Consider the following 13517-nt stretch of genomic DNA (forward strand, 5'->3'; position numbering starts at 1 on the left):
TGTGTGCCGCTGTCAATCAGAACAGCTGAACCGAAGGCTTCTCCTTGGAGATGGTTTCGGTCTGTCCGGTTCTTTCATACCAGCCGCCGCCGAGGGCCTTGTACAGGTTGACCTCGCTGGTCAGCTGCGACAGGCGATCGGTGATCAGCGTTTGCTGCGCACTGAACAGCGAGCGCTGGGCGTCGAGGAAGGTCAGGTTGCTGTCGATGCCGATCCGGTAGCGACGCTCGGCCAGACGGTAGTAGTCCTGGTTGGCTGCGACGAAGTCGCGTTGCGCCTGGAGCTGCTCGTCATAGGTCTTGCGTGAAGCCAGGCCGTCGGACACTTCCTGGAAAGCGGTCTGAATCGCCTTCTCGTAGTTGGCGACGCTGATTTCCTTCTGGATTTTCGAGTAGTCCAGGCTGGCGCGCAGGTTGCCGGCGTTGAAGATCGGGATGTTGATGCTTGGCTGGAACAGCCAGGCACCCGATCCGCCCTTGAACAGGCCGGACAGCTCGCTGCTGCTGGTCCCGGCACTGGCCGTCAGGCTGATGCTCGGGAAGAACGCCGCACGTGCCGCGCCGATGTTGGCGTTGGCCGCCTTGAGCGAGTGCTCGGCCTCCAGAATGTCCGGACGACGCTGCAGCAGGTCGGACGGCAGGCCTGCCGGCATTTCGGTCAGCATGTCGGAATCGAGCAAGTGGCTGGCCGGCAGATTGTCAGGCAGGCTGGTGCCGAGCAGCAGCACCAGGCTGTTCTGATCCTGGGCAACCAGGCGCTGGTACTGGGCCAGTTTGGCGCGCGCGCTTTCGACGGCGGTGCGCGACTGGCTCAGGTCCAGTGCCGAAGAAACGCCGACTTCGCTGGCACGCGAGGTCAGGCGGAAGCTTTCTTCGTAGGTCTTCAGGGTGTCCTGCGTCAGCTTGAGCAGTTCCTTGTCGGCCTGCCAGGTCATGTAGGCATTGGCGACGCTGGCCACCAGACTGATCTGGGTGCTGCGACGCGCTTCCTCGCTGGCGAAGTAGGTCTCCAGCGCCTGCTCGCTGAGGCTGCGGACCCGGCCGAAGAGGTCCAGCTCGTACGAGCTGACGCCGAGGCTGGCCGAGTAGCTGCTGGTGATGCCGGACTGACCGGTTTGCGACTGGTCGGCTGGCACGCGCTGACGTGTACCGCTGCCGGTGGCCGAAACAGCAGGGAACAGGTCCGAGCGCTGGATACGGTACTGGGCGCGGTAAGCGTCGATGTTCAGCGCCGCAACCCGCAGGTCACGGTTGTTGAGCAGTGCAGTCTGAATCAGCTGTTGCAGCGCCGGGTCATTGAAGAAGTGCCGCCAGCCTTGTTCCGCGGCGGCCATTTTGGCGCCTTCGACCGGCGAGTACGCCGGCCCTTGCGGATATTGTGCGGCGACCGGTGCTTCCGGCTGCTTGTAATCGGGGATCAAAGAGCAGCCGCCGAGAATGAACGCGGTAACTGCAAGTGAGATCAATGACTTGCTCATTGGCCAGCCTCATCGTGTGAAATATGTTTCTGCTTGCTCTTGAAGAGCCCCGAAACCGTTACGAAGAACAGGGGCACCCAGAAGATCGCCAGAATAACTGCGGTGATCATACCGCCAATTACGCCTGTACCGATCGAATGCTGACTGCCCGAACCTGCGCCCGAGGAAATCGCCAGCGGTACAACGCCGAGGATGAAGGCCATGGAGGTCATGATGATCGGGCGCAGACGCATGCGGCAGGCCTCGATCGCCGAGTCGACCAGGCTCTTGCCCTGTTCGTGAAGCTCTTTGGCGAACTCGACGATCAGAATGGCGTTTTTCGCCGCCAGACCTACCGTCACCAGCAGCCCGACCTGGAAAAACACGTCGTTGGACAGACCGCGCAGGCTGGTTGCCATCAGTGCACCGATAACCCCCAGTGGCACCACGAGGATGACCGCGATCGGAATCGACCAGCTTTCATACAGCGCCGCCAGACAGAGAAACACTACCAGCAACGACAGGGCATACAGGGCAGGGGCCTGCGATCCGGACAGGCGTTCCTCGTAGGACAGACCGGTCCACGAAATGCCGATACCTTGTGGCAGCTTCTTGGCCAGCGCCTCGACTTCAGCCATTGCCTCGCCGCTGCTGTAACCAGGGGCGGGAGTACCGAGCACTTCCTCTGCCGCCACGCCGTTGTAGCGTGACAGTTTCGGCGAGCCGTAGGACCATTTGCCGCTGGCGAAGGCCGAGAACGGCACCATCTCACCCGCGCTGTTGCGCACGTACCATTTCTTCAGGTCTTCAGGTGTCATACGCGCACCTGCATCGCCCTGGATGTACACCTTCTTCACACGGCCACGGTCGATGAAGTCGTTGACGTAGCTGCCACCCAACGCGATGGACAGGGTGTTGTTGATGTCCGACAGAGTGATGCCCAATGCACTGGCGCGCTCATCGTCGATGATCAGTTGGTACTGCGGTTCGTCGTTCAGCCCGTTCGGACGTACGCCCGCCAGAATCTTGCTCTGTGCGGCCATGCCGAGGAACTGGTTACGCGCTTCCATCAGCTTGTCGTGACCCACGCCGCCCTGATCCTGCAAGTAAACGTCGAAGCCGGTGGCGTTACCCAGTTCGAGTACCGAAGGCGGGACGACCGCAAACACCATCGCGTCGCGCAGGCTGAAGAAATAGCCCTGAGCCCGCTTGGCCAGTTCGAAGACGCTGTTATTGGAATCACGCTCCTCCCACGGCTTGAGCATCACGAAGGCAATCGCCGAGCTTTGACCGCGGCCCGCGAAGTTGAAGCCGTTTACCGAGAACACCGACTTCACTGCGCCGCTTTCCTTGGTCAGCAGGTACTCACGCATCTGATCGATGACTTCCTGCGTACGCGCGGTCGAGGAGCCGGCCGGTGTCTGGATCTGGGCGAAGATAACGCCCTGGTCTTCTTCGGGCAGGAACGCAGCCGGAATACGCATGAACATGAACACCATGCCCGCACAGATCAGTATGTAACCCAGATACGCAGGCCACTTGTGCTTGAGCATGTTGCCGACGCCGCGCTCGTAACTCAGAACGCTGCGGTCGAAGGTGCGGTTGAACCAGCCGAAGAAACCACGTTTCGGTTGCCCGTGCTTCTCGTGATCGATGGGCTTGAGCATGGTGGCGCACAGCGCCGGGGTGAAGATCAGCGCAACCACGACCGACAGGGCCATGGCCGAGACGATGGTGATCGAGAACTGCTTGTAGATCACCCCGGTGGAGCCGCCGAAGAACGCCATTGGCAACAGAACCGCCGAGAGCACCAGGGCAATACCGACCAGCGCGCCCTGAATCTGAGTCATGGATTTGATCGTGGCGTCGCGCGGGGAGAGCTTTTCCTCCTCCATGACCCGCTCGACGTTTTCCACCACGACAATCGCATCGTCCACCAGCAAGCCGATGGCCAGCACCATACCGAACATGGTCAGGGTGTTGATGGTGAAGCCGAAGGCCGCGAGGATACCGAACGTACCCAGCAAGACCACCGGAACCGTCATCGTGGTGATGATGGTTGCGCGGAAGTTCTGCAGGAACAGGTACATCACCAGGAACACCAGCACGATCGCTTCGATCAGGGTGTGCACCACGCCGTTGATCGATTCGCTGACCACCGGTGTGGTGTCATACGGGTACACGACTTTCATGCCAGGCGGGAAGAACGGCTCCAGCGAGGAAACGGTCGCGCGGATGGCCTTGGCGGTGTCCAGTGCGTTGGCGCCGGTGGCGAGTTTGATGGCCAGACCGGAAGCCGGTTTGCCGTCGAACTGCGAGTCGGTGCTGTAGTTCTCTGCGCCCAGGCCCACGGTGGCGACGTCTTTCAGGCGAACCTGCGAGCCGTCGGTGTTGACCTTGAGGAAGATATTGCCGAACTGCTCGGCGGTCTGCAGACGGGTCTTGCCGATGATCGTGGCGTTCAACTGCTGGCCGCTGATCGATGGCAGGCCGCCCAACTGGCCGGACGACACCTGGACGTTCTGCGCGGTGATCGCGTCTTTCACGTCCACTGGCGTCAGCTGGAAGTTGTTCAGCTTGGCCGGATCGAGCCAGATACGCATGGCGTACTGCGAACCGAACACCTGGAAGTCACCCACACCGGAGGTCCGCGAGATCGGGTCCTGCATGTTCGACACGATGTAGTTGGCCAGGTCTTCCTTGCCCATGCTGCCGTCTTCCGACACCAGGCCGATCACCATCAGGAAGTTCTTCACTGCCTTGGTGACGCGGATACCCTGTTGCTGCACTTCCTGCGGCAGCAGCGGGGTGGCGAGGTTGAGCTTGTTCTGTACCTGTACCTGCGCCGTATCCGGGTTGGTGCCCTGATTGAAGGTCGCCGTGATGGTCATGCTGCCGTCGGAGTTACTTTCCGAGCTGACATAACGCAGGTTATCGATACCGTTGAGCTGTTGCTCGATGACCTGAACCACCGTGTCCTGCACCGTCTGGGCAGACGCGCCCGGATAGGTGACCTGGATACCGATGGCAGGCGGTGCGATGCTCGGGTACTGATTGATCGGCAGGCTGGAAATCGACAGCGCGCCGACCAGCATGATCACGAGGGCAATAACCCAGGCAAAAATGGGTCGATCAATAAAAAATTTCGACATGGGTTACTCCCCTTTGCTGCCTGCGGCTTTATCAGTGGCCGGGGCAGGTGCCGGGTTTGCTCCTTTGACGTTGGTCGCTTCGGCGACTTTCACTTCGGCGCCGGGTTTGACGTACTGCAAGCCTTCGGTGATGACACGATCGCCTTCCTTCAGGCCGTCTTCGATCAGCCAGTCGCTGCCCACGGTGCGATTGGCCACCAGCGTACGCATTTCAACCTTGTTGTCCTGATTGACGACCATGGCGGTCGGCGTGCCTTTCAGGTCGCGGGTCACGCCTTGCTGCGGTGCCAGAATGGCTTTCGAGTTGACGCCAGCCTGCAATTGGGCGTGAACGAACATGCCCGGCAGCAGACGGTGTTCAGGGTTCGGGAACACGGCACGCAGGGTCACGGAGCCGGTGGTCTGGTCAACCGACACTTCGGCGAATTCCAGTTTGCCTTCCTGGCCGTAGACGCTGTTGTCTTCCAGTGTCAGCTTGACCTTGGCGGCGTTGTCGCCGGCTTTCTGCAGCTTGCCGCTGTCCAGATCGCTGCGCAGCTTGAGCATGTCGGCAGACGACTGCACCACGTCGACATAGATCGGATCGAGCTGCTGGATGGTTGCCATCGCGTCGGTCTGCGCGCTGCTCACCAATGCGCCTTCAGTCACCGCAGAGCGACCGATACGGCCGGAAATAGGGGCCAGCACCTTGGTGTAGCGCAGGTTGATCTGGGCGGTCTGCAGGGTAGCCTGAGCTTCCTGGGTGGAGGCCAGCGCCGTGTCGTATTCCTGACGGCTTACCGCTTGCTCGCTGACCAGTTGCTTGTAGCGGTCGGACATCGACTTGGCGGACTGCAGGGTGGCCTTGGCGCTGTTGGCGTTGGCCTCATAGACAGCCGGGTCGATCTGATAGAGCTGCTGACCGGCTTTGACATCGCCACCTTCGGTGAACAGACGCTTGAGAATGATGCCGTTGACCTGAGGGCGAACCTCGGCGACGCGGAAGGCGGTGGTCCGGCCTGGCAGCTCGGTGGTCAGGGTATACGGCTGTGCTTTGATGGTAACGACGCCTACCTGAGGGGTTTGCGCAGGCGGGGCGGCCTGTTCCTTCTTGCTACAGCCACTGAGCAGGGTTGCCAGGGCGACGGCAGTGACCAGAACGGTAACAGCTGGCTTGAATTGCATGAAGATCCTCGGGGCAGGAGCCTGTTATCTCAACAGTACGTTGAAGTGTAAAAAAATATTTCGGCTAGATAAGTAGCATGCTAAGGAATATACTTACATTCGCGGCTGTTTGTAAACACCGCAATGCGCATTCGGCCACTATTCAGGGAGCCGGGAGCCGATTCGGGACAAGGCGAGACAAATGCCGCCCGGCCATATCTCGAGGCATGACGCAAGACGCGTGCCTGAGGTGAATTTTTTGAGGTCTTATTGCCATGGTTCGTCGCACCAAAGAGGAAGCTCAGATCACTCGCAGCCAGATCCTGGAGGCTGCCGAGCAGGCTTTTTATGAGCGAGGCGTCGCCCGCACCACGCTGGCCGATATTGCGACGCTTGCCGGTGTGACGCGAGGCGCCATTTATTGGCACTTCAATAATAAGGCCGATCTGGTGCAGGCCATGCTCGACAGTCTTCAGGAGCCTCTCGACGAAATGGCGGAGGCCAGTCAGAGCGAGGACGAGGAAGACCCGCTGGGCTGCATGAGAAATCTGTTGATTCACCTGTTTCATGAACTCGCACTGGACCCGAAAACCCGTCGCATCAATGAAATCCTGTTTCACAAGTGCGAGTTTACCGACGAGATGTGTGATTTTCGTCGTCAGCGCCAGGACAACGCCATACAGTGCCACGACCGTATCACCCTGGGGCTGAACAATGCCGTACGCCAGGGACAATTGCCCAAAGGGCTGGACACGGCCCGGGCTGCAGTGGCCCTGTTTGCCTACGTCAATGGCATCATCTATCAGTGGCTGCTGGTCCCGGACAGCTTCTCGTTGCCCGCAGAGGCCGAGCAATTGGTCGACGTGTGTCTGGACATGCTGCGCTTCAGTCCGACGTTGCTGATCAATGACACTCGCTCAACGACTGGCGTCTGACTGAACATGACCGGCGGCACCCGCCGGTTCCGCCTCCCAGCGACTCTGTGCAGAGCCTAACTCCAATTCGTGCCTCTTATATAGCGGGTTTACCGATCGTTTATCGGTATTCATGGATTGCGCTCGCCGTGCAAGCATCGGCGAGCGTTGATCTGACAAGATATTGTAGGAAGCAGGTAGGACATTTCCTGATACATGTAGCTGATTTCCCAAAGTAAATTCCGAGTATTGCTCCGCAGGAAAACTCCCTTCACTCTTCGCCCCCTGAAAGAACAGAAGAGAGGAAAGTTGCATGTTTTTGCCGGATCTTGCGCTTATGTGCCCTGAAATCATCGCCAGTTACGTTGATGTCCAATCGGGCGGGCAGGGCCTCGGCTACCCCATGAGCGGGGAGATTTCCGGGCTGATCAAAACCTGTGAAGGGCATGCACGCACGCGCAAAAACCTGACTTCCGCGAATAATGGGAGGGCGGAGCATGTCGGATACTGCAACTGACGCTGTGAGGTTATTGGCCAGGATCACGCAACAATCCGAGCGTGTGGCCATGGATTCCGTATTGGGCACACCGGTCATTCGATTGGGGTTGATCACCACGCTGTATTTTCGCAACGGCCACAGCGTGGAGATGAAGCGTCGCGTCGAGGCCTGTTTTTCGCGCTTCTATGACGCGTTCAAAACGAAACTCAAATGGCAACTGTTCAAACGCATGCGGCGCCTGAGCGGCGCCGGGTTTGCCTCGACCCGGCGTCAGATTGTCGAGAGTCCGCCAGACGAGCAGTTCATCTGGTCTATCGCCAGTGCGACTCAGGCTGAAGTCGCCACCTACAGCCTGTTTGTGATGAACACCTCGGAGGGGCAGGCCGACAACGATCGATCGTGTCTGAAAATGGTCTTGCCCTGGTCGTATCTGACCGAGCCCGAGGGGTTGAAGCATTACGAGAACTGGATCAGGTACCTCAGCAGCGAACTGCAGGCCGAGCACGGCTTTGGTGGTCTTGCCTGCGTGTTGCCGTGTGACGGTCATCAGTATTTGCCTTGGGAATATCGGCTGGCTCAGGATTACAGCGGGCTGATGGTCGACCCCGGCCCGCACATTGAAAGCCTGCGCCTGCTGGACCGTATCAAGGGTGTCAGTTGGTACACCGTGCTCGGTGATGCGTTCGTCAGGCAGTTGGGAGGCAGTGACAAAATGCGCGGCGAGATGAGTGCACACAGCGAGATCGTGTTCCACACCTACCGCAACGGCCTGATCATTCGCGCCGGTGAGGTGCCCGAGCTGGGTGGGCGAGGGCTGCCGCCGCCAAAGCCTTATGTGACGGTCAACAGGATGATCAAGCCAATCCGCTTGCAGGACACCGGCAATCTTCATCCCTACCTGGCTCCAGGAATTGGCTTTACCGATGAAACCACTGCGCAGTGGTATGCGCGATTCGATGAAAAGCCGCTGCCGCCGGTCGATGCCGGGCAAGTATGCCCTCGCTCAGGCAGTTGGTTCAGCAGCGCTCAGTCAGGCTCCCGTCGGCACTTCGATGAGGGCGAACTGATGCCTGAGTTTGCCCATATAAAGAGCAAGAAAACGCAGTGGTTCTGGGCCGGGATGCCTTCCTGAGCCCGAGAAGCGAATCAGTCCCGTCCTCGCAATAGCGTATTGGGCATCACTGCGGCTGCCGCAAGGCCGAGCAGCGAAATGGCCGCGCTGGTGATCAGCAGGTTTCTAAAGGTCAGTGCCAGTTCGGCGCGCAGGGTTTCCAGCGCGGGTCCGGTGGCCGCGTTCAGACTGTCGAGCAGGACGTTGCCGGAGCTGCCTTCGCCACCCAGCGCCCCTGCACCGAGTTGACCGACGCCGGTGTGCTGCAACATGGCCAGCAGCAGCGCCGACATCAGTGCCACGCCCACGGCGCCACCCAGCGAGCGGAATAGATTGGTCGTGCTGGTGGCCACGCCCATATCCCGCGGCTGAACCGAATTCTGAGTGCCCACCAATGAGGTGGGGAACTGCATGCCGGTCGCAACCCCCGTGAGAATCATGAACAGGCTCATCACTATCAGCGATTGCGGCGGCGTGAAGGCCATGCCCAGAATCGCAATCGGCATCAGCAGCGCACCGGTCAGGATAAGCGGCTTGTAGCGCCCGGTATGCGCGGTGCGTCGCCCGGCGAAATAGGCACCCATCGGCATGCCGATCGCCAGCGGAAGCAAGTGCAGGGCGGCGCTGTCTGCTCCGCCACCGGTGACGGTCTGGTAACGCAGCGGCATCAGGACAATCAGGGAGATGGCCTGAAAGCTGGTGAAGAACACGGTGCACCAGCACAGCACCGCGCTCTTGTTGGTGAACAGATGCATGGGCAGCAAGGGTTCGGCCGTGCGACGTTCATACCAGACGAAAATAGCCAGTGTCAGCAGGGCGGTGCCCAGTAACAACTGAACCTCGGTATCGTCCAGACCGTGCCCTTGGCCAATCTCGGTAATCCCCAGCAGCAGTGCTGTCAGGCCGATGATCATCAGCACGGTACCCAGATAATCGATAATCGGCTTGCGTTGCGGTACTGGCAGGCCGACGAGGGTCCGATACGCGACGATCAGCGCGGCGGCCCCCAATGGCAGATTGATCAGAAACACCCAGCGCCAGGACAGGTATTCAGTCATCAGGCCACCGAGTACCGGCCCGGCGACGCTGGCCACGGCGTACATGCTGCTGAAGTAACCCTGATAACGGCCGCGCTCACGAGGTGGAACGATGTCGGCGATGATCGCCTGGCTGACCGAAACCATCCCGCCCGCGCCGATACCCTGAAGGACGCGCGCCAGCACCAGTTGTTCCATGCTTTGCGCCAGACCACAGAACAGCGAGGCCAGGGTAAAAATCCCCAGCCCGAACAGCATCAGTTTACGTCGCCCGTAAAGATCGCCGAGCTTGCCGTAGATGGGCACAGCCACGGTCAGCGACACCATGTAGGCGGAAATAACCCACGCCAGTAGATCGATGTCCCTGAACTGGGCGGAAATGGCAGGCATCGAGACCGCGACGATGGTTTGGTCCAGCGCGCTGAGCAGGACTGCCATCATCAACGCAAACAGGATGCTACGAATGGCCGGAGGCGTATGAGTAAGACTGGTCAAGGCAAAACCTGATGGCAGTGTTGACCCGCCGCAAGTGTGGCGGGAGAGTCTGGCCAGTCTAATCCGATAGCTTGCTAATCGATAGGTGCCTTTGCGGAATGGCGATGCAATTCACGCTGTGCGAGCCTCATCGCAAGGCGCTGAAGGTGGCATCGGTTGGCACGCAATGGCCAAACGTACAGCTGGAGACATAAGGGGCCTGGCGCGCCAGTTCGTTACGATAGGCGCCGGCGGTGTAGACGGCCAATACCGCCAGAGCTCCTGCGACAACCATGCATTTTCTTGTTATTGCTTTCATGACGCACTCCTTACCTCGGCTACAGAGCAGTTTGAAAGAACTGATTAGAGTGTAGGACAAGGTTGGGTTTTGCGTCGGTTGCCGTTATCGCTGAATGCCGCATGTCGGACGAACCGGAAGACGCGCTAGAATTCGCGCTTTGACGTATTGGCAGGGTTGAGACACATGGCACGCAAGGAATACAACGGGTTTGAAGTGGTCTCGGCAGTGATGCCGTCCGAGCAGGGTTATAACGCGGCGATTGCCGTAAAGGCGCTGGGTGCCGGCGGCGCACCGCGCTTCCATGCGCTGCTGCCGGACCAGAAATTCAAGACCGCCGATGATGCCGACCTGGCCGCTGTGCAAGAGCTGCAGCGGCTGGTCGATATTGATGCAGAGGGCGAACCGGTCTGGGCTGACGCCTGATCAGGCGCCTGGGCGGAACATCTTGAACAGCGCTTCCGGGCCAAGCTGGAAGTAATCCGCCGGGCCACCGCCGCGCAGAATCGGCTCGGCGGCGGCAGTGTCGTAAACACCGTCCTTGAGCAGTGACTTGTCGATGTGCACCGCCACGACCTCGCCCAGAATCAACCAGCTGGGCACCAGTTCCTTGTCGGCGCGTTGCAACTGAATGATCTGCGTGACCTTGCACTCGAACGACACCGGCGTTTCGAGTACACGCGGCACCGAGACGATCTGCGAGGCCAGTGGTGTCAGGTTTGCCAGCTCGAATTCGCTGACATCCGGCGCTACCGGTGCGCAGCTCTGGTTCATGGCTTCGGCCAGCGAGCGGGTCGCCAGGTTCCAGACGAACTCGCCGGTCTGCTCGATATTATTGAGGCTGTCCTTGCGACCCACGCTGCAGAACCCGATGATCGGCGGCACGTAGTTGAACGCATTGAAGAAGCTGTAAGGTGCCAGGTTGAGTTTGCCGTTGGCATCCTGCGACGAAATCCAGCCAATCGGGCGTGGGCCTACAATCGCGTTGAACGGGTCGTGCGGCAGGCCGTGACCCTTGGAAGGCTCGTAGGAGTGAATAGCGTCTGACATGCTCGGTTCCTGATGGGCTCAATAATGGATGTCAGCATAGTGCTGCGCATTTGCAGAGGATGCCAGAGCAGTTCGCGTGTTTCACTCTGAGCCAGACATGAAGAAGCCCGACATTGGCCGGGCTTGGGATGTTGCGTGAGCGATCAGCCCAGACGATTGGCGCCTACGCGATCTGCACCGTCTGCCGCAAGACGATTGGCACCGACGTGGTCTGCACCATCGGCAGCCTGACGGTTGGCACCTACACGATCTGCACCATCAGTGGCCAGACGATTGGCACCGACGTGATCTGCGCCGTCAGCAGATACGCGGATCGAGCCGACGTTGGTATGTTTGGTACCGCCTTCAGCAACGAGGGTGGCGCTGGACAGGTCGCTTTGAACGTGGGTGACTGGAAGTGCAAATGCGCTGGAAGCCAGAACAGAGATAGCCAGGCCAAAGATCAATGTGTTGGTTTTCATGATGATGTCTCCAATGAGTGTCGGGTGAGTTGTCATCCCGGTATGGAGGCAATGCTACGCGCCAGCGGATTATTAAGAAGTTAATAGGATTGCTAGCGATCATCGCTGAAAATGATAGTTGGCTGTAATGCTCTGGTTTCGGGCCTTTCAGGCGGGGTTGCATTATTGTGGTGCAATTCTTGAAAAGTCTTGTAATAAAGGCCCTTGACAAATTAAAAGTACAGCTAATTCAAGCGGTTATTGCTGAAAGTTGGCCAAATGATGCACCGCCCTGTAACACTTTGTTGCAGGTCATGGATGTAATTGATTGTTTTGTAGCGGCTGATGTATCGATGCGGACGATGATATTGATCGTTGTAAGCGAGCTTGATGACTCTCGTGCCTTGGCAGAGTCCTCAGCGTTATATACAGGTCTCGATAAGCCCGAAAAATGGAGTGAACGGGGCGGCGATCCCCATTGCTCACGAAGAGTCAGTCATAACGCTCTATTTCTGGAGGTTGTACCGGCCTCTTCGCGAGCAAGCTCGCTCCTACGAGATTTATATATAACGATGAGAGCGGAGCCTGGGCACGAGAATCGTCGCAATCCGATCAGTCGGTTTCGATGCGCGAGTGCTTGCGGGTATCTTTCATGAACACATACACCAGCAGCGAGCAGGCGATACAGGCAGTGACGTACCAGTAGTAACCGGTTTCCATACCGATGCTCTTGAACCACAGCGCGATGTATTCCGCAGTACCGCCGAAGATCGATACCGTCAGGGCGTAAGGCAGGCCGACGCCCAGCGCGCGGATCTCGGTCGGAAACAGCTCGGCCTTCACCACTGCGTTGATCGAGGTATAACCGCTGACGATGATCAGCGCCGCCATGATCAGGAAGAACGCACCCCACCATGTCTGAATGGTATGCAGCGTGGTCAGGATCGGTACGGTACACAGCGTTCCCAACACGCCGAACGCAATGAGGATCGGACGACGCCCGACCTTGTCGGACAGCGCGCCGACGATCGGTTGCAACAGCATGAACAGAAACAGTGTTGCCGCTGATATCGACGTCGAGTCGGTGATGCTCATGCCGACGGTGTTGACCAGATACTTCTGCATGTAAGTGGTGTAGGTGTAAAAAGCCAGTGTCCCGCCCATGGTCAGACCGACGACGGTCATCAGTTCCTTGGGATGACGCATCAGCGTGCGCATCAGGCTTTCCTTGGGCTTTTCCTTCTTCTTGCGCGTGAACGATTCGGTTTCTTCCATGCCACGACGCAGGAACAGCGCGACGATTGCGCACAGGGCACCGATGACGAACGGGATGCGCCAGCCCCAGGCATACAGTTGCTCGGTGGTCAGCGTCTGTTGCAGCACGATCAGCACGCCCAGTGCGATGAGCTGGCCGGAAATCAGCGTCACGTACTGAAAGCTGGAGAAAAAGCCGCGACGTTCCTTGGTCGCCATTTCGCTCAGGTAGGTGGCGGACGTGCCGTATTCACCGCCGACAGACAGCCCCTGCAGCAAGCGGGCGAACACCAGCAGGATCGGAGCACCGACGCCGATGCTGTCATAGCCTGGTGTCAGGGCAATGATCAGCGAGCCGAAGCACATCAGCAGCACCGAGGCCATCAGCGCAGCCTTGCGCCCTTTGTAGTCGGCGTAAAGCCCCATCAGCCAGCCACCGATGGGCCGCATCAGAAAGCCGACGGCGAAGATCGCGGCGGTGTTGAGCAGCTGCGCGGTGGTGTCGCCCTTGGGAAAGAAGGCTTTGGCGAAGTACAGCGAGAAGGCGGCGTAGACGTACCAGTCGTACCACTCGACCATGTTGCCGACCGAGCCACTGAAAATCGATTTGAGACGGCTGGAGGTGGTTTTCTGGCCAGCAGCAGTAGCAGCCGACCCATGGGAGGCGGGATTGGAGGTTTCCATGGTGT

At 59.1% G+C, this 13517-nt stretch carries 12 protein-coding genes; 4 read left to right on the forward strand and 8 right to left on the reverse strand.

Annotation, left to right across the window (positions count from 1 at the left end):
- Positions 1 to 16: 16 nt before the first annotated feature.
- The 3 genes from LCH65_RS02895 to LCH65_RS02905 are packed head-to-tail and all read right to left on the reverse strand — an operon-like array spanning position 17 to position 5772.
- Positions 17 to 1477 (reverse strand): AdeC/AdeK/OprM family multidrug efflux complex outer membrane factor, encoded by a 1461-nt coding sequence (locus LCH65_RS02895; protein ID WP_003431378.1) that lies wholly within the window; start codon positions 1475 to 1477, stop codon positions 17 to 19.
- Complete coding sequence (locus LCH65_RS02900; RefSeq protein WP_044308897.1) at positions 1474 to 4608, reverse strand: efflux RND transporter permease subunit; 3135 nt, start codon at positions 4606 to 4608, stop codon at positions 1474 to 1476. Before LCH65_RS02900 ends, LCH65_RS02895 begins: the two co-directional genes overlap by 4 nt.
- 3 nt (positions 4609 to 4611) lie before the next feature.
- Entirely contained in the window at positions 4612 to 5772 is a 1161-nt protein-coding gene (locus tag LCH65_RS02905) for an efflux RND transporter periplasmic adaptor subunit (protein WP_003413226.1), read from the reverse strand.
- Between the two features lie 254 nt (positions 5773 to 6026).
- Between LCH65_RS02905 and LCH65_RS02910 the strand changes: the two genes are divergently transcribed.
- From LCH65_RS02910 to LCH65_RS02920, 3 genes are all read left to right on the forward strand, one after another.
- On the forward strand, positions 6027 to 6686 hold the full coding sequence (locus LCH65_RS02910) for a TetR family transcriptional regulator (protein ID WP_003363819.1): 660 nt from the start codon (positions 6027 to 6029) through the stop codon (positions 6684 to 6686).
- Positions 6687 to 6978: 292 nt separating this feature from the next.
- The gene (locus LCH65_RS02915) at positions 6979 to 7182 is read left to right on the forward strand and encodes a hypothetical protein (protein WP_054082081.1); all 204 of its coding nucleotides are present in this window, start codon (positions 6979 to 6981) and stop codon (positions 7180 to 7182) included.
- A complete protein-coding gene (locus tag LCH65_RS02920; RefSeq protein WP_054082082.1) occupies positions 7163 to 8296 on the forward strand; it encodes a DUF3396 domain-containing protein in 1134 nt (377 codons plus the stop codon). The genes LCH65_RS02915 and LCH65_RS02920 overlap by 20 nt, the downstream gene beginning before the upstream one ends.
- A gap of 14 nt (positions 8297 to 8310) precedes the next feature.
- Here LCH65_RS02920 and LCH65_RS02925 read toward each other — a convergent pair whose 3' ends face one another.
- Both LCH65_RS02925 and LCH65_RS02930 read right to left on the reverse strand, forming a co-directional pair.
- Positions 8311 to 9825 carry an MDR family MFS transporter gene (locus LCH65_RS02925; protein ID WP_306424316.1) on the reverse strand — a complete coding sequence of 505 codons (1515 nt, stop codon included), beginning with the start codon at positions 9823 to 9825 and terminating at the stop codon, positions 8311 to 8313.
- A 109-nt stretch (positions 9826 to 9934) separates the two neighbouring features.
- Positions 9935 to 10105, reverse strand: coding sequence for a hypothetical protein (locus LCH65_RS02930; protein WP_164989056.1), 171 nt, complete (start codon positions 10103 to 10105; stop codon positions 9935 to 9937).
- Between the two features lie 165 nt (positions 10106 to 10270).
- Between LCH65_RS02930 and LCH65_RS02935 the strand changes: the two genes are divergently transcribed.
- Positions 10271 to 10510 carry a hypothetical protein gene (locus tag LCH65_RS02935; RefSeq protein WP_003406313.1) on the forward strand — a complete coding sequence of 80 codons (240 nt, stop codon included), beginning with the start codon at positions 10271 to 10273 and terminating at the stop codon, positions 10508 to 10510.
- On the opposite strand, the gene LCH65_RS02940 is transcribed toward LCH65_RS02935, so the two are convergent.
- From LCH65_RS02940 to LCH65_RS02950, 3 genes are all read right to left on the reverse strand, one after another.
- Positions 10511 to 11134, reverse strand: coding sequence for a flavin reductase family protein (locus LCH65_RS02940; protein WP_003406312.1), 624 nt, complete (start codon positions 11132 to 11134; stop codon positions 10511 to 10513).
- A gap of 143 nt (positions 11135 to 11277) precedes the next feature.
- Positions 11278 to 11595, reverse strand: a complete 318-nt coding sequence (locus tag LCH65_RS02945) for a hypothetical protein (RefSeq protein ID WP_226439125.1) — start codon at positions 11593 to 11595, stop codon at positions 11278 to 11280.
- A 591-nt stretch (positions 11596 to 12186) separates the two neighbouring features.
- Positions 12187 to 13512, reverse strand: a complete 1326-nt coding sequence (locus tag LCH65_RS02950; protein ID WP_226439126.1) for an MFS transporter — start codon at positions 13510 to 13512, stop codon at positions 12187 to 12189.
- Between the last annotated feature and the right edge of the window lie 5 nt (positions 13513 to 13517).

Origin of the sequence: Pseudomonas sp. MWU16-30316 (assembly GCF_020515645.1) — a bacterium.
In the GTDB taxonomy this organism is placed as follows: domain Bacteria; phylum Pseudomonadota; class Gammaproteobacteria; order Pseudomonadales; family Pseudomonadaceae; genus Aquipseudomonas; species Aquipseudomonas cerasi.

Excerpts from the sequence above, each read along its gene's own strand:
- LCH65_RS02895 (WP_003431378.1), bottom strand. The coding sequence starts at position 1,477 with ATGAGCAAGTCATTGATCTCACTTGCAGTTACCGCGTTCATTCTCGGC.
- LCH65_RS02900 (WP_044308897.1), bottom strand. The coding sequence starts at position 4,608 with ATGTCGAAATTTTTTATTGATCGACCCATTTTTGCCTGGGTTATTGCC.
- LCH65_RS02905 (WP_003413226.1), bottom strand. The coding sequence starts at position 5,772 with ATGCAATTCAAGCCAGCTGTTACCGTTCTGGTCACTGCCGTCGCCCTG.
- LCH65_RS02910 (WP_003363819.1), top strand. The coding sequence starts at position 6,027 with ATGGTTCGTCGCACCAAAGAGGAAGCTCAGATCACTCGCAGCCAGATC.
- LCH65_RS02915 (WP_054082081.1), top strand. The coding sequence starts at position 6,979 with ATGTTTTTGCCGGATCTTGCGCTTATGTGCCCTGAAATCATCGCCAGT.
- LCH65_RS02920 (WP_054082082.1), top strand. The coding sequence starts at position 7,163 with ATGTCGGATACTGCAACTGACGCTGTGAGGTTATTGGCCAGGATCACG.
- LCH65_RS02930 (WP_164989056.1), bottom strand. The coding sequence starts at position 10,105 with ATGAAAGCAATAACAAGAAAATGCATGGTTGTCGCAGGAGCTCTGGCG.
- LCH65_RS02935 (WP_003406313.1), top strand. The coding sequence starts at position 10,271 with ATGGCACGCAAGGAATACAACGGGTTTGAAGTGGTCTCGGCAGTGATG.
- LCH65_RS02940 (WP_003406312.1), bottom strand. The coding sequence starts at position 11,134 with ATGTCAGACGCTATTCACTCCTACGAGCCTTCCAAGGGTCACGGCCTG.
- LCH65_RS02945 (WP_226439125.1), bottom strand. The coding sequence starts at position 11,595 with ATGAAAACCAACACATTGATCTTTGGCCTGGCTATCTCTGTTCTGGCT.
- LCH65_RS02950 (WP_226439126.1), bottom strand. The coding sequence starts at position 13,512 with ATGGAAACCTCCAATCCCGCCTCCCATGGGTCGGCTGCTACTGCTGCT.